Annotated in this window: 23 protein-coding genes, 1 tRNA gene, 1 pseudogene and 1 riboswitch; of the genes and pseudogenes, 12 read left to right on the top strand and 13 right to left on the bottom strand. The window is 69.0% G+C overall.

The genetic code is table 11. From position 1 onward, the window contains the following. The first annotated feature begins 288 nt into the window (after positions 1-288). Both A5767_RS17865 and A5767_RS17860 read left to right on the top strand, forming a co-directional pair. On the top strand, positions 289-1,680 hold the full coding sequence (locus A5767_RS17865) for a lysine N(6)-hydroxylase/L-ornithine N(5)-oxygenase family protein (protein ID WP_033096857.1): 1,392 nt from the start codon (positions 289-291) through the stop codon (positions 1,678-1,680). Further along, positions 1,677-1,913 (top strand): MbtH family protein, encoded by a 237-nt coding sequence (locus tag A5767_RS17860; RefSeq protein ID WP_006551884.1) that lies wholly within the window; start codon positions 1,677-1,679, stop codon positions 1,911-1,913. Before A5767_RS17865 ends, A5767_RS17860 begins: the two co-directional genes overlap by 4 nt. Positions 1,914-2,249: 336 nt before the next feature. Here A5767_RS17860 and A5767_RS17855 read toward each other — a convergent pair. Beyond that, positions 2,250-3,647: pseudogene (locus A5767_RS17855) on the bottom strand (threonine/serine ThrE exporter family protein); the annotation flags it as partial. Between the two features lie 145 nt (positions 3,648-3,792). Between A5767_RS17855 and A5767_RS17850 the strand changes: the two are divergent. Beyond that, positions 3,793-3,867, top strand: a tRNA-Thr gene (locus A5767_RS17850). Positions 3,868-3,899: 32 nt separating this feature from the next. Here A5767_RS17850 and A5767_RS17845 read toward each other — a convergent pair. From A5767_RS17845 to A5767_RS17830, 4 genes are all read right to left on the bottom strand, one after another. Continuing rightward, entirely contained in the window at positions 3,900-4,187 is a 288-nt protein-coding gene (locus A5767_RS17845) for a hypothetical protein (protein ID WP_064852819.1), read from the bottom strand. Positions 4,188-4,272: 85 nt separating this feature from the next. Next, positions 4,273-4,500: a hypothetical protein gene (locus tag A5767_RS17840; protein ID WP_064852818.1), complete on the bottom strand. Its 228-nt coding sequence runs from the start codon at positions 4,498-4,500 to the stop codon at positions 4,273-4,275. Positions 4,501-4,622: 122 nt separating this feature from the next. Next, positions 4,623-4,865, bottom strand: a complete 243-nt coding sequence (locus tag A5767_RS17835) for a hypothetical protein (protein WP_024102965.1) — start codon at positions 4,863-4,865, stop codon at positions 4,623-4,625. A gap of 180 nt (positions 4,866-5,045) precedes the next feature. Continuing rightward, complete coding sequence (locus tag A5767_RS17830; protein ID WP_064852817.1) at positions 5,046-5,519, bottom strand: general stress protein; 474 nt, start codon at positions 5,517-5,519, stop codon at positions 5,046-5,048. A 134-nt stretch (positions 5,520-5,653) separates the two neighbouring features. Between A5767_RS17830 and A5767_RS17825 the strand changes: the two genes are divergently transcribed. Both A5767_RS17825 and A5767_RS17820 read left to right on the top strand, forming a co-directional pair. Then, positions 5,654-6,265 (top strand): TetR/AcrR family transcriptional regulator, encoded by a 612-nt coding sequence (locus A5767_RS17825; RefSeq protein ID WP_006551878.1) that lies wholly within the window; start codon positions 5,654-5,656, stop codon positions 6,263-6,265. 71 nt (positions 6,266-6,336) lie between these two features. Then, the gene (locus A5767_RS17820) at positions 6,337-7,206 is read left to right on the top strand and encodes a ribokinase (protein WP_080678535.1); all 870 of its coding nucleotides are present in this window, start codon (positions 6,337-6,339) and stop codon (positions 7,204-7,206) included. A gap of 17 nt (positions 7,207-7,223) precedes the next feature. Here A5767_RS17820 and A5767_RS17815 read toward each other — a convergent pair whose 3' ends face one another. The 3 genes from A5767_RS17815 to A5767_RS17805 all read right to left on the bottom strand — a co-directional run bounded on the left by A5767_RS17815 (position 7,224) and on the right by A5767_RS17805 (position 8,757). Continuing rightward, positions 7,224-8,054 (bottom strand): hypothetical protein, encoded by an 831-nt coding sequence (locus A5767_RS17815; RefSeq protein WP_019290078.1) that lies wholly within the window; start codon positions 8,052-8,054, stop codon positions 7,224-7,226. 62 nt (positions 8,055-8,116) lie between these two features. Further along, positions 8,117-8,431 carry a DMT family transporter gene (locus A5767_RS17810; RefSeq protein WP_006551875.1) on the bottom strand — a complete coding sequence of 105 codons (315 nt, stop codon included), beginning with the start codon at positions 8,429-8,431 and terminating at the stop codon, positions 8,117-8,119. Positions 8,432-8,444: 13 nt separating this feature from the next. Beyond that, a riboswitch (guanidine-III (ykkC-III) riboswitch) is annotated at positions 8,445-8,510 on the bottom strand. A 40-nt stretch (positions 8,511-8,550) separates the two neighbouring features. Next, positions 8,551-8,757 (bottom strand): hypothetical protein, encoded by a 207-nt coding sequence (locus tag A5767_RS17805; RefSeq protein ID WP_006551874.1) that lies wholly within the window; start codon positions 8,755-8,757, stop codon positions 8,551-8,553. A 47-nt stretch (positions 8,758-8,804) separates the two neighbouring features. Between A5767_RS17805 and A5767_RS17800 the strand changes: the two genes are divergently transcribed. Beyond that, a complete protein-coding gene (locus A5767_RS17800) occupies positions 8,805-9,128 on the top strand; it encodes a hypothetical protein (protein ID WP_064852816.1) in 324 nt (107 codons plus the stop codon). Here A5767_RS17800 and A5767_RS17795 read toward each other — a convergent pair. Genes A5767_RS17795 through A5767_RS17780 form a run of 4 tightly spaced genes read right to left on the bottom strand, consistent with a single transcriptional unit; the run spans position 9,125 to position 12,755 of the window. Then, positions 9,125-10,633 carry an MDR family MFS transporter gene (locus A5767_RS17795; RefSeq protein WP_064852815.1) on the bottom strand — a complete coding sequence of 503 codons (1,509 nt, stop codon included), beginning with the start codon at positions 10,631-10,633 and terminating at the stop codon, positions 9,125-9,127. The two genes, A5767_RS17800 and A5767_RS17795, sit on opposite strands and share 4 nt — an antisense overlap. Positions 10,634-10,691: 58 nt before the next feature. Continuing rightward, positions 10,692-11,117, bottom strand: coding sequence for an HIT family protein (locus A5767_RS17790; RefSeq protein WP_006551872.1), 426 nt, complete (start codon positions 11,115-11,117; stop codon positions 10,692-10,694). Positions 11,118-11,142: 25 nt separating this feature from the next. Beyond that, a complete protein-coding gene (locus A5767_RS17785) occupies positions 11,143-11,649 on the bottom strand; it encodes an ArsR/SmtB family transcription factor (RefSeq protein ID WP_231913212.1) in 507 nt (168 codons plus the stop codon). Then, positions 11,646-12,755, bottom strand: coding sequence for a serine hydrolase (locus A5767_RS17780; RefSeq protein WP_064852814.1), 1,110 nt, complete (start codon positions 12,753-12,755; stop codon positions 11,646-11,648). The genes A5767_RS17785 and A5767_RS17780 overlap by 4 nt, the downstream gene beginning before the upstream one ends. 131 nt (positions 12,756-12,886) lie before the next feature. Between A5767_RS17780 and A5767_RS17775 the strand changes: the two genes are divergently transcribed. The 4 genes from A5767_RS17775 to A5767_RS17760 all read left to right on the top strand — a co-directional run bounded on the left by A5767_RS17775 (position 12,887) and on the right by A5767_RS17760 (position 17,898). Further along, a complete protein-coding gene (locus A5767_RS17775) occupies positions 12,887-13,552 on the top strand; it encodes a nucleoside/nucleotide kinase family protein (protein WP_064852834.1) in 666 nt (221 codons plus the stop codon). 10 nt (positions 13,553-13,562) lie between these two features. Beyond that, positions 13,563-14,816 carry a phosphoribosylamine--glycine ligase gene (gene purD / locus A5767_RS17770; RefSeq protein ID WP_006551868.1) on the top strand — a complete coding sequence of 418 codons (1,254 nt, stop codon included), beginning with the start codon at positions 13,563-13,565 and terminating at the stop codon, positions 14,814-14,816. An 84-nt stretch (positions 14,817-14,900) separates the two neighbouring features. Beyond that, entirely contained in the window at positions 14,901-16,667 is a 1,767-nt protein-coding gene (locus A5767_RS17765) for a CocE/NonD family hydrolase (RefSeq protein WP_231913211.1), read from the top strand. 31 nt (positions 16,668-16,698) lie between these two features. Next, positions 16,699-17,898: a pyridoxal phosphate-dependent aminotransferase gene (locus A5767_RS17760; RefSeq protein ID WP_019290068.1), complete on the top strand. Its 1,200-nt coding sequence runs from the start codon at positions 16,699-16,701 to the stop codon at positions 17,896-17,898. Between the two features lie 27 nt (positions 17,899-17,925). On the opposite strand, the gene A5767_RS17755 is transcribed toward A5767_RS17760, so the two are convergent. After that, the gene (locus A5767_RS17755) at positions 17,926-19,569 is read right to left on the bottom strand and encodes a GMC oxidoreductase (RefSeq protein WP_006551865.1); all 1,644 of its coding nucleotides are present in this window, start codon (positions 19,567-19,569) and stop codon (positions 17,926-17,928) included. 145 nt (positions 19,570-19,714) lie between these two features. Between A5767_RS17755 and A5767_RS17750 the strand changes: the two genes are divergently transcribed. Together A5767_RS17750 and purB are read left to right on the top strand one after the other, a co-directional pair. Next, entirely contained in the window at positions 19,715-20,329 is a 615-nt protein-coding gene (locus A5767_RS17750) for a TetR/AcrR family transcriptional regulator (protein ID WP_006551864.1), read from the top strand. Between the two features lie 44 nt (positions 20,330-20,373). Further along, positions 20,374-21,795: an adenylosuccinate lyase gene (gene purB, locus A5767_RS17745; RefSeq protein WP_006551863.1), complete on the top strand. Its 1,422-nt coding sequence runs from the start codon at positions 20,374-20,376 to the stop codon at positions 21,793-21,795. Positions 21,796-21,900: the final 105 nt, after the last annotated feature.

Below are 21,900 nucleotides of genomic sequence, written 5' to 3'. Positions count from 1 at the left end.
CCCCCGGCCCCCTCGGGGAAAAAAAACCCGGGGGTCCCCTCCGGGGATACATAGCCCCCCCCAACCACCGCCAAACGGGGGGGGGGGGGGGGGGGGCCCCCCCCCCCCCCCCCCCCCCCCGCCGTCGTCGAAATGCGACGAAGGTCCCTGTGATCCGGGAGATCGGGACGTCCCGCGGACCGTCGGGCACTGGTACGCTCACCGAACAAAGGTTAGCCTGAGCTACCTTCGAGTCTCGTACGAACCGATCACGGGCCCCTCCGGACCCCCTAGTACGGAAGTTGAGTGATGACCGACCGTTCCAGCCTTGTCGCCGATGACGCGGGGAGGTCGGAGGGCAACTCGCAAGGAGACGTCTTCGACCTCGTCGGTATCGGTTTCGGCCCCTCGAACCTGGCGCTCGCGATCGCCGTCGAGGAGCACAACACCGACAACCCCTCCTCGGCGATCCGGGCACGTTTCTTCGAACGTCGGTCGGCCTTCGCCTGGCACCCGGGCATGCTGCTCGAGGGCGCCACGATGCAGATCGCGTTCCCCAAAGATCTGGTCACCTTCCGCAACCCCGCTAGCTCGTACAGCTTCTTCTCCTACCTGCACGACCGTGGCCGTCTCGTGGACTTCGTCAACCACCAGACCTTCTTCCCCACACGTCACGAGTTCCAGGACTATCTGCAGTGGGCGGCCACGCGCGTCGACGCCGACGTCCGCTACGGACTCGAGGTCGTCTCGGTCGAGACCGTCCGCAACCACAACGGGGTCGCCGATCTGTTCGCCGTGCGGACCGCCGACGGCGCCGTCGTGTACGCGCACAGCGTCGTGGTCGGAGTCGGACTGCGTGCCCGGCTCCCGAAGTGGGCGACCGAGTCCGCCCGCTGCTTCCACAACCACCACTTCCTCTTCCACATCGAGGACATGCCGGAGCCGCAGCACCAGCGCTTCGTGGTGGTCGGTGCGGGGCAGAGCGCGGCCGAGGTCGTGCAGTACCTGCACACGCACTACCCGCAGGCCGAGGTCCACAACGTCTTCAACCGCTTCGGGTACAGCCCGGCCGACGACAGCCCGTACGCGAACCGCATCTTCGACCCGCAGGTCGTCGACGAACTGCACGCGGCCCCGCTGTCCGAGCGTGAGCGTCTGCTCGCCCTGCACCGCAGCACCAACTACTCGGTCGTCTCGCCCGAACTCATCGAGGCGCTCTACGCGACCGAATACCGCGAACGGGTGAGCGGTCGTCGCCGCTTGTTCATGCGTCGTGCCTCGGAGGTCGTGTCGGCGATCGAGAGCGAGGCGGGAGTCACCGTCGAGATCCGCGACAATCTCGAAGGCGACACCGAGACCCTCGAGTGCGATGCGGTGGTCCTCGCGACCGGCTTCGAGCCCACGCCTCTCGCGCCGCTGCTGGGTGATCTCGCGCCCGAGGCACCCGTTCTGTCCGTCGCCCGCGACTACCGTCTGCCGCTGCCCGAGAACGTCACGGCCGACGTCTACCTGCAGGGCGGAACCGAGAAGACACACGGTCTGACCGCGTCGTTGCTGTCCAACGCAGCGATCCGCGCGGGTGAGATCCTGACCTCGATCGTCGAACGCCGAGAGCTCCGTCTGCCCGGAGCCGGGGGAGGAATCGACGAGCTTGGTAGGATATCGGACCATCACACCTACGCAACAAGTGAGGCGAGATGAGCACGAATCCATTTGACGACGAAGACGGCCGCTTCTACGTCCTCATCAATGATGAGGAGCAGTACTCGCTGTGGCCGACCTTCGCCGAGGTTCCGCAGGGGTGGCGGGTGGTATTCGGCGAAGAGTCGCGCGCCGCTTGCGTCGAGTACGTCGAGCAGAATTGGACCGATATGCGTCCGAAGAGCCTTCGCGACGCAATGGAAGCCGACGAGAAGGCCCGCCAGGGCAGCTGAACGCTTCCGTCAGATCCGCCGAGAGTCACGCCCGCGCCGAAAGCGCAGCGTGGCTCTCGTCGTTTGTACGGACGATCCTGCCTCCCGGCCCGACGACGACCCGTGTGGGTCGAGAGGTATCGGGCCCGTGGCCAGGGGACCCGACGCGATCGGGCCCGTCGGTATCGGGCCGGTGGCGATCGGACCGGTGGCGATCGGTCCTGTCGCGATGGGGCCCGTCCCGGGAGCTGTGGGTATCGGGCCGGTGTGCAGCGATCCCACCGGGATGGGACCCGTGGCGGGGCCGGGCGCCGGACGCCACACCGGGCGGCTCTTGTCGAGCCGGATCCGGGGGATCCGCCGCAGCTGCGGGCGACGCAGCGCGCCGACGCGGAGGACACCGCGCGGGTTGCGCGTGCGGCGGGCGAGCCATTCACCGAGCGTGACACCCGCGGCGAGCGCGCACCCGATACCGAACGCCGAGAACAGCGCCGTCATGCCGGTAGCCATCTGATTGCGGAGCATCGCGTACAGGCCGCGATAGAGGGCGAGACCGGGCAGCAGCGGCGTGATGCCGGCGACCGCGACGACCAGCGGTGGCGTGAGCGCGCGGCGGGCCATCAGACCACCGGCGAAACCGATGACGGTCGCGGCCAGCGCCGACGAGATGATCGGACCGAGCGACAACCCGAGCGCGAGCTGGTAGCCGAGGCTGCCGGTGGCGCCGGCGAGCGCGGCGACCGTGAGAGCGCGACGTTCGGCGTAGCAGGCGACGGCGTAGAACAACGCCGCCGCGGCACCGGCGAGGATCTTCGTCGGCAGCTGTGTGAGGTCGGGAAGTGCCTCGTAACTGATGAGAGGGAGTTCGGCGCCGAACACCGACGCGACCCGCAGGGTCGTCGCGACACCCGCGACGATGCCGCCCGTCATCATCAGCACTTCGAAGAAACGCGCCGACGCCGTGATGGGGGCCCCGGTGATGGCGTCCTGCACCGAACCCACGAGCGACAGACCGGACAGCAGCACCGTCACGCCGGCCGCGATGATGAGTCCCGGTGACACTTCGATCCCGATCGTCTCCCGTATCCCGTACAGCGTGATCGCCGGGGCTGTCGCGACGATGCCGCCCACCAGATGCTGGAAGAAGAACGGCAACCCGGCCGCGTTGAGTTTGCGGTTGACGCGGTCGATCACGAACGTCGAACCGAAGGCGACGAGCGCAACCAGCGCGTCGCCGCCGAGGAGCACGGAGATCGAGGCGGCCATCGCCGACCACGCGATCGTCGCCACCCAACGGTTGTACGGATGCGCCTTGGTGGTGATGGCGAGCAGTTCTTCGTGCGCCTGCGCCGGGGAGATCGCGTCGCGGCGGACGCGGCGGGTCAGACGGTCGACGGCCGCGAGCCGCGTGAAGTCCATCGAGCGGTAGTGCACCACCCGCATCGTGCTCGACGGCGGCATGGTCGGTCCGCGATAGGCCGACAGCACGATCGAGTTGTAGGTGACGTCGACGTCGCACTGCGCCAGACCGTAGGTGGCAGCGACGAACCGCACCTGTTCGGCGGTGTCGATCGCGCCGGTGCCCGAGGCGAGCAGGACCTCACCGACACGCACGGCGACGTCGAGCGCCTCGGCGACCACTGCATCGTCGGTCAGATCGATCGGCTGCAGTGGCGCCGGCGCCTCGGTGACCGCGTCGATGGTCGCGCGGCGGGTACCGAGAACCCGATCGAGGAAGTCGTCGAAGCGGCTCACCGTCCGCGGCCTCCGGTACGGCTGGGGGAAACGGGGAGGGTGGGCATGCAATCCACCGTAACGAAGGCGGGTGGGTGCGCGCCGAGAGTGTGACGCGCTATATGATGGCGTCGCTCACGCGTCGTCCGCGACCGTCGAGTTCTGTGCCTCCTTAGCTCAGTGGTAGAGCACTCGCCTTGTAAGCGAGCGGTCGTCAGTTCAATCCTGACAGGGGGCTCCAGTAGGGCCCGTCGCGTACCGCGCGGGCCTGTTTCATCCGGTGCTGCTGTGAACCGCTGCGAAGACCACGAACACGGCGAACAGTGCCGCGACGCCGAGGCACGCACCGATCAGAGCTTCGCGGCGATGCGTCGCCGTGCCCCTGTCGACCCGTTCGAGACCGATCCATCCGCACACCACTGCGACCAGACCTGCGGGGATCGCGACGAAGTCGCCGATGACGGGTACGAAGGCGAAGACGAGCGCGACGATCCCTGCGGTCAGTGCCGTGTTTCCGGCGCCGTTGCGGGGCGGGACCGGGGTCAAGCGGTTTGCGGTCATCGTCCCTCGATCCGGGAGGCACACATGCACGGGCGGGTGTTCGCCCGGACCGGATCCCTGTCCCGTCGAAGGCGAGAAGGACAATTTACATCGGAAGACGGGGCTCCGGGAGGGTTGCCGGGCCGTTGCCGTCCTGCTCCGGCCGGTGGTGTTCACCGAGGCGGAGTGCTCGGCGCTCGGACAGGTCGATCACCGGCGCAATCGTGTGCGGCGCCTCGTGGAGGTCGTGCGCCGCGGCGACGCGCCCGAATACGAGGGCGACCACCGGGGATGCCGTGAGCCATCCGAGCAGCGGCCAATCGATCCAGGTCATATCCGGAGAACGGTTCGGGCGCACGGAGCGTCAACGGATCCGCCGCAGTTCACCCGGTTGTTCACCCTCCGCATGTCACTGCAGGGGCGTGTGAATACGGAAGTGACGAAATGGATCGGATATCAGGACTTCGAGGATTCGAATGCGTCCATATCGACGAATATCAGCCGTCCGTCGTCGAGTGCCACAGCCCAGCGGCGCACGCGCGCCCAGTCGCGACCCAGCTTGTCGCCCACGGCTTCCTGTGCTGGACCGAAGTCTTCGACGATCGTGCCGGGACAGGCCTTGGTGCCCGCGACACCCGCGCGTACGACGACCTTCGAGCCCACAGCAGGCTTCGGGGGAGTATTCGACGATCCGGCCATAACTCGAATCATGCCATCAGTGGAAAGAATCGACCGGGCAAACACGGATTATCCGCATCGGACGAATGTGGCGATTCGGGTGGAATATCCCTTTCGTGTTGTTCTTTCCACCAGAAACGACTTCGCCCACGCCGGTCGGCGTGGGCGAAGAGGTTCTCGAATCGGAGAAACAATGGCCGGTCAGCGCAGTGCGAGCTTCTCGCGCGCCTGATCGACGAACTCGGAATCGACCATGAGGTCGTAGCGCGAGGCCTCGATGCTCTTTCTCGAGACGAAGTCGCGGCGTCCCCCAGTGCTCCAGTGGGTGAAGAAGCCGAGTGATCCGCCCCACACCGCGCCGAAGGCGACAGCGGTGAGGATCACGGTGGCCATGCCGGTGGCAGGCAGGAGCAGTGCCAGGAGCAGACCGAAGAGCAGGCCCGTCCAGACGCCTGCGGCGGCGCCGCGAAGGGCGGCCTTGCCGTTGGTCATGCGGCCTTCGATGTGTTCGACGGTGGTGACTCCCTGGCCCACGACCCGCAGGTACTCGACGGGAAAGCCTTCGTCGGACAGGTGGTCGATGGCCCTCTCGACGGCGTCGTAGGTGCGGTAGCTCTCGAGGACGGTTTCGGATTCGGTGTAGTGCCCGGGTGTCGGTGCGTAGATATCTGTCATGCGTTCCCCTTCGTCGACGATTGGAACGATACGCTCATCGTAGCGTATCGTTTCGTAGTGTTTGATTCGGGGTCGCCTTGTCGGGGAGACTCGGGAATCCTGCGGGTGTATGCCCGCGCGAGGAGGATGTAGACATGGTGGGCGAGGTCGAGACGGAATCCGTGGCCCTGACGTCGCGGCGCCCCGTCAAGGAGCGTGCCGGGACCGACGCGCGCATCGTGAAGGCCGCGCTCGAGATCCTGCGGCTTCACGGGCCCAACCGCGTCACCGTCGAGGCGGTCGCGGCGCTGTCGGGCGTCGCGAAGACGACGATCTACCGGCGCTACGCGAACCGTGAGGAGATCCTCGACGCGGCATTGCACTCGCAGGTCGCCTCCCCGTGCGTGCCCGACGGGCTGTGCGTCTACGACCGCGTCAAATGGACCCTCGAGCTGATCCGTCGCGGACTGTCGAACGAAGTGGGCATGGGCAGTGTCGGCGCACTGCTCACCGACCAGGAACCCGAGTTCACCGAGTCGATCCGGGAGATCATCAATGCCCGGAGCGAGGTCGTCGCCGACGTGCTCCGCACCGCGATCGAGTCGGGCGCGATCCGCAAGGACATCGACGTCGACACCGCCGTCTCGATGCTCGTCGGCGCGTATCTCGGCGCCTACCTGCGTCACGGCGAGGTGGGGGAGTCCTGGGCGGACGAGGTCGTCCACATCGTCTGCCCCGAACTGGAACCGGACCCGCAGGCGCAGTGATCGTAGGCCCGCCCTTCGGGTCGATCGATCGTAGGCCCGCCCCGCAGGTCGATCGGTCGTAGGCTCGACCCGTGACCGAGTCGAGTCGATGCGTGGTGGCGGTCGTGGGATCGCTGAACCTCGACCTGACGGTCGTCGTGGCACGTGCTCCCGAAGAAGGTGAGACGGTACTCGGCCGGCATCTGCGCACCTATCCGGGAGGCAAGGGCGCGAACCAGGCCATCGGTGCTGCCCGCCTGGCTCCCACCGCCATCGTCGGCGCGGTGGGCAGCGATCATGCCGCTGACGTACTGCGCGGCGTGCAACAGAGGGCAGGGGTCGACACCTCCCATCTGCGCACCACACCGGGCCCGACCGGCCGGGCCGTCATCCTCGTCTCCGACGACGGGCAGAACCGGATCGTCGTCGTACCCGAGGCCAATTCGTTGCTCGAGGCCGAGGACGTGACCGCAGCACTCGATGCCCTCGATCCCGCGGTGGTGCTCACCCAACTCGAGCTGCTCCCCGCAGTGACCTGGGCCGCCGCCCAGTGGGCGCGCGATCACGACCGCCGGTTCGTGCTCAATCCGAGCCCGGTGATCGACCTGGACGAATACGTCCTCGCCGGCGCCGATCCGCTCGTACTCAACGAGCAGGAAGCCCTGCACTACGCGGGTCTTCCCGCAGGGACCCCCTTCGACGCGATCGTGACCCGCCTGCTCGAACAGGTGCGCACCGTGGTGATCACCCGTGGTGGGGAGGACGTCGTGGTCGGAACCGAGGACGCGATCGAACATCTGCGGGTCCCGCAGGTGGACGTCGTCGACACGACGGGGGCGGGCGATCATTTCGCCGGCACGCTCGCCGCGTTGCTCGGCACGGGGGAGGACCTGTTCGCGGCAGCGCGCCGGGCATCGGCCGACGCTGCCCGGCTGGTCGCATCCCGCCGCTCCGATCGCTGACACGGCGAGGAACTACGTCAGGGCGGCGGAAGCAGCTCGCCCTTGCCGCTGCGCAACCAGCGCCCGGGAAGCCGGCCGGCGAGGTCGCCGAGCGGACCGACGGCCCCGCGCAGCAGCTCGACCGTTTCCTGCAACATGTCGATGCTCGCGTTCATCTGCGAGATGCCGGGCGTGAGATGCGCGAGGGTCTCCGAGAGCGAGACGATCTGATCGAGCGGACCGCCCTCGGCGAGCAGTCGTTCGAGGGCGCCCCGTTCGGAGAGCAGGACGTCGAGGACGCCGCCCTGGGCGAGGGCCCGCTCGACGACCCCACCGGGCCGGATCGCCACATCGACGATGCCGCCCGGCGCGGTGAGCCGTTCCACCGCGCCGTCCTGGGCGAGCAGCCGTTCGAGCGGGCCGTCGTGCGCGGTGAGGCGATCGAGCAGACCCCCTTCCGACACGAGACGGTCGAGGGCACCGTCGTCGGCGAGGATCCGGTCGAGGGGACCACCCGGTGCGGTGAGCCGGTCGACGGGTCCGCCCGGTTCGAGCAACCGATCGAGCAGGCCACCCGGCTCGGTGAGCCGATCCACGGGACCGCCCGGCGCGAGCAGCCGGTCGAGGGGACCGCCGGGACGCAACGCGTGACCGAGTCCACGGTCCTCCGACGTGAGCTTCGAGATCTGCTGCAGCAGACCCACCGAACTGCGGGTGTCGGGCAGGCCGACCGCGCCGAGCGCGGAGTAGGTGGTGGGCGACACCGCGACCCGCACGGTGCCGACGACCGTCTCGGCGACGCTCAGGGCGACCTCTGCGGCGGTCAGACCCACACGCACCGGCATCACGAGTACGGACCCGAGGTTCATGGAACCGACTGTAACGGTCAGTGCTCGAGAACGTCAGTCCGAGAACGTGAGGCCCGAGAACGTCAGTGCACGAGTTTGAGACCGACCACGCACAGCACGATGCCCGCGATCAGTGCGAGCTTCAGCAGCGAGGCGGTCTCGGTGCCGGTGACCATCGCATATCCGACCGTGAGAGCGGCGCCGATACCCACCCAGATCGCGTAGGACGTCCCGACCGGCAGGGTGCGCAGGGCATACGCGAGCCCGGCCATGCTCAGGACGAGGGCGACGACGAACACCAGTGTCGGGGTGAGCCGGCTGAAACCGGCAGATCTGCCGAGGGCTGTAGCCCACACGGCTTCGAGCACACCGGAGAGGACGAGAACGATCCAGGCCATGACGTACAACGCTCCTGCACCGTCTTGTCGCTGGCCGGGTACGGTGCGCTCGTCCGGGAGGCCGACCGGCGGCCACCTCCGTCGAGGTTAGGAATTCCGGGCGAGTATTGGCAAATTGCTCAGGACACGCGCAGTAGCTGCGATTCCTGCGCAATCACCGTGCACGAACATCCGCCGTCCAGTTCGATGCAGTCGAGAACGAGGGTGTGCCGCACGATCTCGAAGTCGACGCAGTCGGGTTCGGTGCAGTCGACCCGAGTATCGGCGTGGAGCACGAGAGTGCCGTGGCAGTGGTCGAGATCGTGGTTGCACTGTGAACACGTCATGCATCACTTGATAGCACTGCCGTCGGACAGGTTCTCCGAGCTCATACATGGGGATCACGGACGTGGTCGGGAAGGCCCCGCGGAACGCGTGGTCGTTGTTCGTCGCCGAGCCCGCACTCGGCCTGCTCGACGCCGTCTTCGGCGGGGTGCCCGCACCCATCGTCCGCACGGCCTACCGCCTCACCGCGATCGAACGCGAGATCCAGCATCCGTCCGGCAGCGCCGCACGCGACACCTCGTGGGTCGAACTGGACGCCTTCCTCCACGAACCGTGTGCGGACAGCAACGCGCCGGCCGCCACGCTTCCCGTCGAACAGGGAAGTCGTGACGACCGGCGCGTGAGTGCCGGGCCGGTGAGTGCTACCGGCTAGTGCGTTCCGGCGGTCTCGGGGACCGACACCTCCACCGCATCCGCCTCGGGCTCCGGGGCCCGCCGGACGAACAGCGAGCCGACGACGGCGATCACCGCGATCACCGCGCCCCATGTGAAGGCGCCGTGGACACCGTCCGCGAGGGCACCGGCGGGATCGCCGGCGCTCTCGGCGCTCTCGGCGCCCGCGACGGTCGTGCGGGTCAGCACCGTGATGAACAGCGCCGTACCGGCCGCGCCGGCGACCTGCTGCATCGTGCTGACGATGGCACTGCCGTGGGAGTACAGCCGTCGCGGCAGCGCCCCGAGTGCCGAGGTCAGCAGCGGCGAGAACATCAACGCGAGGCCGATGTTGAGCAGCACGTGCCAGGCGATGACCGTGCCGATCGCGGTGGTCGCGTCGAAGGTCGTCATGCCCCACATCGCGACGCAGGCGATGATCGCGCCCGGTGCGACGAGCGGCCGCGGACCGAACCGGTCGAACAGGCGTCCGACGATGTAGCCGAGCAGACCCATGACCAGACCACCGGGCAGCAGCATCAGGCCGGTGGTCAGCGTCGACTGACCCAGCACGTTCTGCAGGTAGATCGGCAGCAGGATGAGGGTGCCGAACAGCGACATCATGCTCACGGACACGAGTGCGACCGCGAGGGAGAACGCCGGGGTACGGAACGCGCGCATGTCCAGCAGCGCGCCGTCGCCGAGGCGGATCTGACGCAGGACGAAGACCGTCAAGGACGCGATGCCGACGACCAGCGGCAGCCACGGCGGCATGAGCGGATCGCCCTCGGCGGCCTCACCGAGACTGCTCAGACCGAAGACGAGACCGCTGAACCCGAGGGCCGACAACACCACCGACGGAGCGTCGAGCGGAACCGCGACCGGTTCGGTGACGCTGCGGATCCAGCTCAGGCCGAGCGCCGTCGCGACGACCGCGATCGGCAGCACCAGCCAGAACATCCACCGCCAGCTCAGCTGGTCGAGCACGACGCCACCGATGGTCGGGCCGACCGCGGGAGCGACCGCGATGACGATCGAGATCACGCCCATCGTGCGACCGCGACGATCGGCGGGAACCAGATTGAGCACCGTCGTGAACAGCAGCGGCAACATCACCGCGGTGCCCACGGCCTGGACGACACGACCCAGCACGAGGACCGGGAAGATCGGGGCGCTCGCGGCGATCAGGGTGCCGAGCAGGAAGCTGCCCATCGCGATCGCGAAGACCGTGCGCAGCGACAGCCGGGTGAGCAGGTAACCCGTGATCGGGATGACGACGGCCATGGTCAGCATGAACGCCGTGGTGAGCCATTGGGCGGTGGCCGCGCCGACGTCGAACTCGACCATCAGCTTCGGCAACGCGACGCTCATGATCGTCTCGTTGAGGATGACGACGAATGCGGCCCCGACGAGAACGGCGATCAGCAGACCGGCGCGCGGTGCGGCAGCGGCCTGCGGCTCGGCCGTACCGGCCGGGGCTGGGGAACTCGGTGGAGTAGAAGACACGAGGAACTCAACGGGATACCGGTCGGAATTGTTCCGCCGATATCCCGTCGAGCGGAGATCAGTCCGGGACGTGCTCGCCGTGACCCTGTTCGCGCAGCGCGTCCTTGATCTTCCGATGCGCGCGGTCGAGCGATTCGGGCGACGGATCCTTCTCGGCCGTCGCGAAGTCGAAGTCGCCGAGGGAGTAGGCGGGGAAGACGTGCAGATGCAGGTGGGGGACCTCCAGGCCGGCGATCATCAGGCCGGCGCGCGGGGCGTCGAAGGCGGCGGTGACGGCGCGGCCGAGGATGCGGGCGACGTCGTTCACCTTCGCCCACAGGTCGTCGTCCACGCTCTGCCAGTGGTCGACCTCCTGCCGCGGCACGACCAGCACGTGCCCCTCGGTGAAGGGGTTGATGGTCAGGAAGGAGACGACGTCGTCGTCCTGCCAGACGAAGCGGCCCGGCAGTTCACCGGCGATGATCTTGCTGAACACGGAAGTCATACCGGGAGGATAAGGGACACCTGGTTCACCGGAGCTGTTCCCCGACATCGGCCGCGGCGACGGTGAGGACGAGCAGCGGCACGACCTTCTCCGGTGCGATCCGGTAGCGGTTGCGGCTCTCCTGCTCGACCACGCGCGCAGCCGACAGTGCCCGGAGATGGTGGTAGAGCCGGCCGGTCGACGTGAGGTCGGTGGCCTCCTGGAGTTCGGTGGCGGTGGCGGGACCGCGCAGCAGGGTCCGCACGATCGCCAGTCGCGCGGGGTTGCCCAGCGCGTCGAGGACGGCGGCGACGGGAACCGGATCGAGCGCGAGGGATGCACCCGCGTCGTACTCGATGTTCCAGCGGACGTTCCCGTGCAGGGAGACCGCGCCCCCGTAGGTCACGAACCCGGTGCCCGCCGCCACGGGACCGGCACCACCGGGACCGTCCCCGGCGCCCGGGCGGGTCGCGTCGCCCTCGAGGATCCGCACACGGCGTTCGAGATCCGCGAGCCGGGCCTCGTACTCGTCGTTCACGTCGCCGTCGCTCACATCGCGCAGCGTATCCGCTCGAGGAAATCGGGATCGTTCGCTGCCGCGGCGAGCATCTCCTGGTGGGCGAACGATTCGAGGGCTCCCGCGTAGTCGCTGTCCGACATGCCGGACGCGAGCATCACCGTGGTCGCGATCGTGCCGTCGTCGCGGCGGAAGGTGATCGCGTCGGTGAGGACGCCGGGCAGGCTGCCGCCCTTGAAACCGATTCCCTCGAATCCCGGAAGCGGGGACGGTTGCCATTCGAGGTGGGTGCGCGCGAGGTCGCCGCCGGCACCGAACGAGCCGTCGGCGATCGCGCGATGCAGGGCGGTGAGTTCGGCGGCCGATCCGGTGTTGTCGAAGCGCTGGACGCGGTCGACCCGGGCGAACAGATCCTCCGGCACCGGGTTCTGCGCCACTTCGGTGCGGTAGGCCGGGTCGGAGGCATAGCGGCGCGCGGCGTCCCGGACCGCCGACGAGTCGTCGAGTGTCGGGTCGAGCAGTGCGAGCGTGTTGCCGAGCATCGTCGGTGGCGTGAAGTCGTCCCAGCCGCCCTGGGCAGCGGCCTCGCGCAGGGCGTCGTCGCCGAGCCGGTCGCGCAGGTAGTCGGGGACGGCGTTGTCGCTCTCCTGGATCATCGCCGACACCATCTCGTCGAGGGTGACGGTGTCCTCCGGGTCGTTCACGCCGAGGCGTTCGAGAGCCCGGGGGTGTGCGCCGCCGTCGGTGCCGGGGAGATGCCAGCGTTCCCAGTCGGCGAGCGGTACGCGTTCGTCGGGGGAGAGTTCGCCGGCTGCGACGGCGCGGGCATAGGCGGCGAGATGCACGACCTTCACTGCCGACGCGAGCGGTTGCCGCTCCTCGGGTCGTTGTTCGAAGGTCCCGCCGTTGCCGTCGTCGACCGCGATGGCGACCGTGTCGGAGTTCTCGGCGAGGTAGCCGATCCAGCCTTCGGCGGTGGTCACGTCGGCGGCGGGGGTGGGCACGCATTCACCGGTCGGCGCGGAGGCTCCGGCACCGGAAGATGCGGCGACGTCGGGCTCCGAGGGGTCGGTCTGTCCGCATCCGGCGAGTGCGATCACGACGCTCGTCGCGGCGAGGGTGGTTCCGATCCTGTTCGGCATGGCGATATCCGTCCGTGTCGGGGTCGTTAGTTCGGAATTTCGAACTTACGAAATAACGATAGACCGGCCGGGTGGGCGTGTCGAGAGCTCACGGCGACTCCGACGTCGCGAGCGGTCGTATCGTCGGGCTCATGGGAGGTGACGGGAGCGTGCGGGAGGCGCCGCTGCGCGTGCTCGTGGACGAACTCGTCACACACGTCCTCGTCGGGCTTCCCGCGGATCGGCGCACGGTCGTCGGTCTGTGCGGGCCGCCGGGTGCCGGGAAGAGTCGCGCCACGGCGCTGCTCGTCTACGCCCTCCGATGCGCGGGGGTCTCCACCGGACAGGTGCCGATGGACGGCTACCACCTGTCCAACCGGCAGCTCGACACCTTCGGCGCGCGGGACCGGAAGGGGGCGCCCGACACCTTCGACGTGGCCGGCTTCCGCGACATGCTGAGCCGGGTGCGGCAGTGCCGCGACGAGACGATCTACGCCCCGGATTTCTCCCGGCCGCTCGACGAACCGATCGCGGCGGTGCACGCTGTGCCGGCCGATGCCCGGGTGATCGTCACCGAGGGCAACTACCTGATGTTCGAGACCGGGGGATGGGAACACATCCGCCCGCTGCTCGACCTCGTCATCTACATCGACGCACCCCGCCGCACGCTCACGCGACGTCTCGTGCGCCGGCACCGCCACCACGGACGGGACGAGGACGGCGCACGCGAATGGGTGCGGACCGTCGATCTGCCCAATGCGGAAGCCGTTCAGCGCACGCGTTCCCGCGCCGATCTCGTGTGGAGACCGGTCCCGTAGTCTGTCCTGCGTGCGCGTACTCGTTATCGGCTCCGGTGCCCGTGAACATGCTCTTGCTCTCGCCCTGTCCCGCGACCCCGGCGTGACCGCCGTGCTGGCCGCGCCGGGCAACCCCGGTATCGCGAACGTCGCCGAGCTGTTCCCCGTCGATGCGGCCTCCGCCGACAACGTCGTCGCCCTCGCCACCGCGCAGAAGGCCGACCTCGTCGTCATAGGTCCCGAGGTTCCGCTCGTCCTCGGGGTCGCCGATGCCGTCCGCGCCGCGGGCATCCCCTGCTTCGGACCGTCCGCCGCCGCCGCACGCATCGAGGGATCGAAGGCGTTCGCGAAGGACGTCATGGCCGCCGCCGGTGTGCGCACCGCCCACAGCGAGGTCGTCGACACACCCGCGACCCTCGACGAGGCGCTCGACCGGTTCGGACCGACCTGGGTGGTCAAGGACGACGGTCTCGCTGCCGGTAAGGGCGTCGTCGTCACCACCGATCGCGCCGCCGCCCGCGACCACGCCGCCGAGATCCTCGAGAACGGGCACCCCGTCCTGCTGGAGTCCTTCCTCGACGGCCCCGAAGTCTCGCTGTTCTGCCTCGTCGACGGCGAGACGGTCGTGCCGCTGCTCCCGGCGCAGGACCACAAGCGCGTCGGCGAGGACGACACCGGCCCCAACACCGGTGGCATGGGTGCCTACACGCCGCTGCCGTGGTTGCCCGAGGGTAGCGTCGAGCGGATCGTCTCCGAGGTCGTGGAGCCCGTCGCGGCCGAGATGGTGCGCCGCGGATGCGGTTTCTCCGGACTGCTCTACGCGGGTCTGGCGATGGGCGCCGAGGGCCCGGCCGTGGTCGAGTTCAACTGCCGTTTCGGCGACCCGGAGACCCAGGCCGTGCTCGCTCTGCTCGAGTCCCCGCTGGGCGAGGCCCTGAAGGCGGTCGCCGCCGGCACGCTCGCCGAGCTCCCGCCGCTGCGCTGGAAGGACGGCGCCGCGGTGACCGTGGTGCTCGCCGCCGAGTACTACCCGTCCACCCCGCGCACCGGCGATGTGATCACCGGCGCCGAGGGCGACACGGTGCTGCACGCCGGCACGAAGCGTCGCGAGGACGGCGCGCTGGTCTCCGCAGGTGGGCGCGTGCTCAACGTGATCGGTGTGGGTGCCGATCTCGCGTCCGCGCGCGAGGCCGCTTATGATCGGCTCGCCGACGTCAAGCTGCCGGGCGGTCACTTCCGCCGCGACATCGGTCTGGCGGCCGTCGAGGGCCGGATCTCGGTCTAGCCTTTCACTCTCGTCCTTCACCCTTGCACCTACCGGGTGTATGTTGCACACTCGGTGCATTTCGATGCCGCCAGGGGTGACTGCATGGTTTCTCGAAGACGAACGCCGACGCCGGACCCGACACCGCTACGGCACCACCACGTCGTCGTCCACGGGTTGCCGGACGACGTCCTCGTCGAGCGCGACGTGCCCATCCGCACGGGCGACGGCACCGTACTGAGAGCCGACGTCTACCGTCCTGCCGACTCCGGTGAGCACGACCGCTGCCCCGTGCTGGTCGCCGTCACCCCCTACGGCAAGGACGCCGGCGTCGACCGGTATCCCGTCGACTTCGACGACCTCGCCGAATCCGGCAACCACATCGGCGATCTCGAGATCAGTGACTGCACCTCCTTCGAAGCACCGGACCCCGCCTACTGGGTTCCTCGCGGCTACGTCCTCGTCGTCGCGGACATGCGCGGTCATCACGCTAGCGGCGGCCGTCCCCGCCTGCTGCTCGGCCGGGCCGCGCTCGACTGCGCGTCCGTCGTGGAATGGGCCGGTGGTCAGGAGTGGAGCAACGGCCGCGTCGGCCTCGCCGGCGCCGACTATCTCGCCACACTGCAGTGGTACACTGCCGCGCTCAACCCGCCCTGTCTCGCGGCCATCGCACCCTGGGAAGGTGTGAGCGATCCCTGCCGCGACATCCTCACCCAGGGCGGCATCCCCGAGACCCGCTACAGCGAGTTCTGGTACAGCGCGATGAACACCGGGGCCCGCTGCGGCGCCGCCTCCCTCCGGCGGTTCACCCCGTGGTTGCGGCGCCGTTTCCCCGACTTCTTCCGTCACCTCGCCCCGCCGCCCCGGCTCGAGGACGTCACCGTGCCCGCGCTCGTCGGCGTCTCGTGGTCCGATCAGGGCCCACGCGCCCGCGGGTCGGTCGAGGGTTACCGCCGCATCGCGTCGGAGCACAAGTGGCTCTACACCCACGGCCGGAAGATGTGGCAGACCTTCTACGGCAACGAGGCCCTCGACTACCAGCGACGATTCTTCGACCGCTTCCTCAAGGACGAGGACAACGGCTTCGAGGACACCCCGCGCATCCGTCTCGAGACCCGCCACGACCTGCGCACCTATTCCGAACGCCTCGAATCCGAGTGGCCGGTCCCCGACACCCGTTACGTCGCATTCCACCTCGACCACGCGAACGCCGACCTGAGCACCACCCCGTGCGAGAGCAGCCAGTTCCGCCGCACCTTCCCCGTCGCGGGCGACGAACTCGTCTTCACCCACACCTTCGACGAGGACACCGAGATCACCGGGCACGCGGCGCTGCGTCTGTGGGTGCAGGCGAAGGACGCCAACGACATGGACCTGTTCGTCGGGCTCGCCAAGCGCGACGAGCACGGCCGCGACGTGTGGTTCGAAGGCCACGGCGGCTACGAGAAGGGATTCGTAGCCCACGGGTGGATGCGGGTCTCGCGGCGGGCGCTGGACCCGGAGGCCTCCACCGCCTACCGGCCCGTCCACGACCAGACGAAGTACTGGCCGTTGCTGCCCGACCAGATCGTGCCCGTCGACATCGAGATCATGCCGCACAGCACCTTCTTCGAAGCCGGATCGAGCCTCGTGCTCGTCATCGCCGGCCACGACCTCGACGAGAACCCACGCGTCGGGCACGATCGCACCATCAACAAGGGCTTCCACATCGTGCACGCCGGCGGACAGTTCGACTCGCATCTGCTGTTGCCGGTCGTGCCGCAACCGACGCCCGAACCCGACGCGGAGGCCACGCAGGTGAAGGTCGTCGATCGTCAGGACTATCCGATCGCGTGGGGTGCCCTCACCCGACTTCAGCGCGTCCGGCTCTGACGAACGACGCGGGCGTACTACCGTCGTCGACGTGCGCCCCGAATCCCAACGCTCCGGTATCGAGACGTTCCATGTCATGGATGTGTGGAAGGCGGCCGCCGAGCGGCAGCGCAGCCACGGCGACGTCCTGAGTCTCGCCGCCGGACAACCGTCGACCCCCGCACCCGCTCCCGTGCTCCGGGCCGCCAACCTGGCGATCGATGCGGAACTGCTGGGTTACACGGAGACCTTCGGCATCCTGCCGCTGCGCGAGGAGATCGCGGCGTACCACCGCCACAAGTACGGCATCGACGTCGACGCGGACGACGTCGTCGTCACCACCGGCTCGTCCGGCGCCTTCACCCTGGTGTTCCTCGCGGCCTTCGACGTCGGCGACACCGTGGTCGTCGCCCGCCCCGGCTACCCGGCCTACCGCAACACCCTCGCCGCGCTCGGCTGCCGCGTCGTCGAACTCGACTGCGGTCCGCAGACCCGCTACCAGCCCACCGTCGCGATGCTCGAGGAACTCGACGCTCCGCCTGCGGGAATCGTCGTCGCCAGCCCCGCCAACCCGACCGGCACGATGATCGAACCGTCCGAGCTCGCGGCGCTCGCGCGCTGGTGCGACGAGCACGGCAGCCTGCTCATCTCCGACGAGATCTACCACGGCATCGAGTTCGGCACCGTCCGGTCCGAGACCGGTGAGGGCACCGGATCACCGGCGACCTCGACGGCGTGGGCGACCTCGCGCGACTCGGTGGTGATCGGCTCGGTGTCGAAGTACTTCTCGATGACCGGTTGGCGGCTCGGCTGGATGCTCGCGCCCGAGACGATGCGTCCGGCTCTGCAGCGACTCGCGTCGAACATGACGGTGTGCCCGCCGTCGGTCTCGCAGTTCGCGGCGGTCGAGGCGTTCGGGACCGAGGCCCGCACCGAACTCGACGGGCACGTCTCCCGCTACGCGGTGAACCGGGAACTGCTGCTCGAAGGGCTGCCGGATCTCGGCATCACGAAACTCGCACCGGCAGACGGCGCCTTCTACGTCTATGCCGACATCGGCCATCTGCTCGACGGCGAGAACTCGACGGCGTGGTGCGCGCGGCTGCTCCACGACACCGGGCTCGCGCTCGCACCGGGCGTCGACTTCGACACCGTGCGCGGCGGCGAGACCGTGCGGCTGTCGTTCGCGGGATCGACTGCCGACGTCACCGCGGCGCTCGACCGGCTCGCGGCCTGGCTGCCCGTCTCCTGAACGCCGTGCCGGACCGCCGCGGCCGGGTCACCGCCCGTCGGCGATGATCCGCGCGATGTTCCGTTCGGCCAGCGCCGCGATGGTCAGCGACGGGTTCGCGGTGCCGGTGCTGCCCGGGATCAGCGCGCCGTCGACGACGTAGAGACCGGGATGGCCGTGCACGCGGCCGTAACCGTCGGTCGCCTCGCCGAGCACCGCACCACCGAGTGGATGCGCAGTGAAGGTCGCGTTGACGTCCTCGGCCATCGGCGATGCGCCCGGGATCGTGCCACCGGCCTGCGCCATCGCGTTGTGCACGGCCCGCAGGGCGTCGACGCTCTCGCGTTCGCCACCGGTCGGCCAGTTCAAAACCGCCCGATCGGCACCCGGGTCGTACGCGAAGTCGGCACGGGTGGGGTCGAGGGTCATGCCGAGGGAGGCGAGCATCCCGACGTCCTTCGCGGTGCCCGCGACGAACCAATTCTCGAGGCTCAGCGGCAGACCGGACTCGTCGACGATCCGCGACGCCGACGGCGCGCCCTGGTCGCCGCCGAAACCCTCGGTGAGCGCGAACGAGCGGACGAGCACCGCGTCGCCGTTGGTGCCCCAGCCCCGGCCCACGCGCTCGTCGAGGTTCGGCAGCGAACCGGTGTGCCGCGCCTTGACGAGCAGTTCGGTCGTGCCGATCGATCCGGCGCCGAGGACGAGGCGGTCGCACGTGATCGTGGTAGTGCGCAGCACCACCCCCGTCGGGTCGACGGCCTGCACGTCGAGCCGGTAGCGGCCGTCGCCGTTCTGACCGATCGCAAGCACCCGGTGACCGTGGCACACCAGGGTGCGCCCGGTCGCCTCTGCCGCCGGGATGTAGTTCTGCGTGAGATCGAACTTCGCGCCGTTCGAGTTGCCGAGATTGCTCTCGCCCGCGACGGCCGATCGGCGGACCGAGCCGGCGAGTTCGGCGCGCACGACGTCCCAATCCCAGATGCCGTCGATGCGGTGCGGGCTGTAACCGGCGGCGCGCGCGTCGTCGTCCCATCGCCGCGAGTGCGTGAACTCGGCGGCGTTGTAGATGTCGTCGGGCATCGGGTCGAGGCGCAGCATCGAGCGCACCTTCGGGTACCAGGTGGAGGTCATCTCGTCGTAGGACAGACGGCCGCCGAAGACGTGCTCGAAGAGGTGCCGTTCGGGAGCGATCATCACTCCGGTGAACACGATCGATCCGCCACCCACCGCCGCGCCGCGCCACACCGACATGTTCGGGTAGTCGACCACATCGAGGACACCGGCGAAGTCGTCGCACACCACCGGGATGCCCGTCGGTCCGGTGAAATGGGTGCGGTGGTGGTAGCCGCGACCATCGGCGAGCAGGTCGGTCGTGAAGATCTCGCGGTGCGGGTCGCGGGGCCAGCGCATGCCGCGCTCGAGCATCGTGACCCGGTTCCCGGCCTCGGCCAGGCGCAGCGCGGCGACGCTCGCACCGAAACCGGAGCCCACCACGACGACCTCGGAATGCTCCGGCGGGGCGGGCGGCGGAACGAACAGTTCGGGCACGAGTCGGCGGTACTCGTCGACCCCGACGGGCAGCGCGTCCGCACGCGGGAGGCCGATACCGGACATGCCCGGCGCCGCGGCGCCGGCACCCGCCAGGGCGGCCCCGAGAAGCGATGCCTGCAGAAAGCGTCGACGTCTCATCCGGTACGGCTCCGATCGTTCGATGATCTACTCGCGGGGCTGCGCTCGCCGAGGACTCGACACGCGCGGGCGGGCGCAATGGTACCGGTTGGTCTCCACTTCCGTTTTCCCCTGGTGAGACGGTCGGGACTGTCACCATGAGAAGGTGTCGATTGCTGCGACTCCGAAGGGCGAACGGCGCCGTCAGGCGCTGGTCGAGGCAGCGGCCGACCTCATCCTCGAAGGGGGGATCGACGCCGTCCGCCACCGGGCCGTCGCCACCCGCGCGGGCCTGCCGCTCGCATCGACCACCTACTACTTCGAATCGCTCGACGACCTCGTCGCATGCGCGGTCGACTACAACAGCGAGCGGGAACTCGACGCGATGCGGGAGCGCGTCCGCGACATCGAGCCGCTCCCGCGCAGTCTCGAGGGCACGGCCGATCTCATCGTCGAACTGCTCATCGGACCGCGGGACTGCGACGGCGGCATCGACCGCGAACGCCTGATCTCCCGGTACGAGCGGTGCGTCGCGACAGCCCGCTATCCGGAACTGCGTGACGTGCAGGTCCGCATGCGCGAGCAGATCGACCACCTGCTCACCGACCTGCTCGAACGCTGCTGCCGATCGGTGCGGCCCCGCGAGGTGCGCCGGCTCGTGGCGGTCGTGGACGGCGCGGTCCTCGGCGGACTGGGCGAGCTCGATCCCGACCCGCGCTCGCTCGCGCGCGGCATCCTGCTCGACGTCGTCGAGACCGTCGCGCCCCCGGTCGAGGATTGAGGTCGGGGAATACGGGAGCAGACCCGGACCGTAAACTCACTTGTGTGAGCCACATCCCCAACGTCCTCGCCACCCGCTACGCCAGCCCCGAACTCCGGGACCTGTGGTCGCCCGAGTACAAGATCGTGCTCGAGCGGCAGCTGTGGCTCGCGGTGCTGCGGGCGCAGGCCGAACTCGGGATCGACGTTCCCGCCGAGGCGATCGCCGACTACGAACGCGTGATCGAGCAGGTCGACCTCGAGTCCATCGCCCAGCGCGAGCGCGTCACCCGCCACGACGTCAAGGCCCGCATCGAGGAGTTCAACGCCCTCGCCGGTCACGAGCACGTCCACAAGGGCATGACAAGCCGCGACCTCACCGAGAACGTCGAGCAACTGCAGATCCTGCGGTCGCTCGAGCACGTCCACTCCCACGGTGTCGCCGTGGCCGCACGCCTCGCCGAGCGCGCCACCGAGTACGCCTCGCTCGTCATGGCCGGTCGCTCGCACAACGTCGCGGCGCAGGCCACCACCCTCGGCAAGCGTTTCGCGTCGGCCGCCGACGAACTGCTCATCGCGCTGCAGCGCGTCCGGGAACTGATGGCCCGCTACCCCCTGCGCGGGATCAAGGGCCCGATGGGCACCGCACAGGACATGCTCGACCTGCTCGGCGGTGATTCCGCCAAGCTCGCGCAGCTCGAGCAGAAGGTCGCGCAGCATCTCGGCTTCGCGAACGTCTTCACGAGCGTCGGCCAGGTCTATCCGCGTTCGCTCGACCACGACGTGCTCTCCGCGCTCGTGCAGGTCGGCGCCGGTCCCGCGTCGTTCGCCCACACCATCAGGCTCATGGCCGGCCACGAACTCGTCACCGAGGGCTTCCAGCCCGGCCAGGTGGGGTCGTCCGCGATGCCGCACAAGATGAACACCCGCTCGTGCGAGCGCGTCGACGGCCTGCAGGTCGTCCTGCGCGGCTATGCCTCCATGGCCGCCGAGCTCGCCGGCGCGCAGTGGAACGAGGGCGACGTCTTCTGCTCCGTCGTCCGCCGTGTGGCCCTTCCCGACGCCTTCTTCGCGATCGACGGCCAGATGGAGACCTTCCTGACGGTCCTCGCCGAGTTCGGTGCCTACCCGGCGGTGATCGAGAAGGAACTCGTGCGGTACCTGCCGTTCCTCGCGACGACCAAGGTCCTCATGGCCGCGGTCCGGGCCGGGGTGGGTCGCGAGACCGCACACGAGGTCATCAAGGAGCATGCGGTCTCCGTCGCACTCGCGATGCGCGAGGAGGGTCGCGAACCCGATCTGCTCGACCGTCTCGCCGCCGACGACCGGCTGCCGCTCGACCGCGCCGCGCTCGACGCGGCACTGGCCGACCGGGAGGTCTTCGCCGGAGCTGCGGTCGCGCAGGTCGAAGCGGTCGTCGCGGCGGTGCAGGACCTCGTGACGCAGTATCCGGAAGCAGCGAAGTACACGCCGGCGCCGATTCTGTAGGAAGCCGATTCGACAGGAATCACGGGAACCGACTGCCGGGGGGAGTGTCCGATGGGGGTGGCGGTATCAGCAGGAGAGAACGAAGTGTCGGTGAAACCGGGAAAT

Origin of the sequence: Rhodococcus sp. 852002-51564_SCH6189132-a, from assembly GCF_001665495.1 — a bacterium.
Classification (GTDB): domain Bacteria; phylum Actinomycetota; class Actinomycetes; order Mycobacteriales; family Mycobacteriaceae; genus Rhodococcus; species Rhodococcus pyridinivorans.
Note: the sequence above shows the minus strand (reverse complement) of the source record. Positions and strands in the feature narration are given on the sequence as shown.

Coding starts and splice junctions, on each gene's coding strand:
- A5767_RS17865 (WP_033096857.1), top strand. CDS start 289: ATGACCGACCGTTCCAGCCTTGTCGCCGATGACGCGGGGAGGTCGGAG.
- A5767_RS17860 (WP_006551884.1), top strand. CDS start 1,677: ATGAGCACGAATCCATTTGACGACGAAGACGGCCGCTTCTACGTCCTC.
- A5767_RS17845 (WP_064852819.1), bottom strand. CDS start 4,187: ATGACCGCAAACCGCTTGACCCCGGTCCCGCCCCGCAACGGCGCCGGA.
- A5767_RS17840 (WP_064852818.1), bottom strand. CDS start 4,500: ATGACCTGGATCGATTGGCCGCTGCTCGGATGGCTCACGGCATCCCCG.
- A5767_RS17835 (WP_024102965.1), bottom strand. CDS start 4,865: ATGGCCGGATCGTCGAATACTCCCCCGAAGCCTGCTGTGGGCTCGAAG.
- A5767_RS17830 (WP_064852817.1), bottom strand. CDS start 5,519: ATGACAGATATCTACGCACCGACACCCGGGCACTACACCGAATCCGAA.
- A5767_RS17825 (WP_006551878.1), top strand. CDS start 5,654: ATGGTGGGCGAGGTCGAGACGGAATCCGTGGCCCTGACGTCGCGGCGC.
- A5767_RS17815 (WP_019290078.1), bottom strand. CDS start 8,054: ATGAACCTCGGGTCCGTACTCGTGATGCCGGTGCGTGTGGGTCTGACC.
- A5767_RS17810 (WP_006551875.1), bottom strand. CDS start 8,431: ATGGCCTGGATCGTTCTCGTCCTCTCCGGTGTGCTCGAAGCCGTGTGG.
- A5767_RS17805 (WP_006551874.1), bottom strand. CDS start 8,757: ATGACGTGTTCACAGTGCAACCACGATCTCGACCACTGCCACGGCACT.
- A5767_RS17800 (WP_064852816.1), top strand. CDS start 8,805: ATGGGGATCACGGACGTGGTCGGGAAGGCCCCGCGGAACGCGTGGTCG.
- A5767_RS17790 (WP_006551872.1), bottom strand. CDS start 11,117: ATGACTTCCGTGTTCAGCAAGATCATCGCCGGTGAACTGCCGGGCCGC.
- A5767_RS17780 (WP_064852814.1), bottom strand. CDS start 12,755: ATGCCGAACAGGATCGGAACCACCCTCGCCGCGACGAGCGTCGTGATC.
- A5767_RS17775 (WP_064852834.1), top strand. CDS start 12,887: ATGGGAGGTGACGGGAGCGTGCGGGAGGCGCCGCTGCGCGTGCTCGTG.
- A5767_RS17765 (WP_231913211.1), top strand. CDS start 14,901: ATGGTTTCTCGAAGACGAACGCCGACGCCGGACCCGACACCGCTACGG.
- A5767_RS17755 (WP_006551865.1), bottom strand. CDS start 19,569: ATGAGACGTCGACGCTTTCTGCAGGCATCGCTTCTCGGGGCCGCCCTG.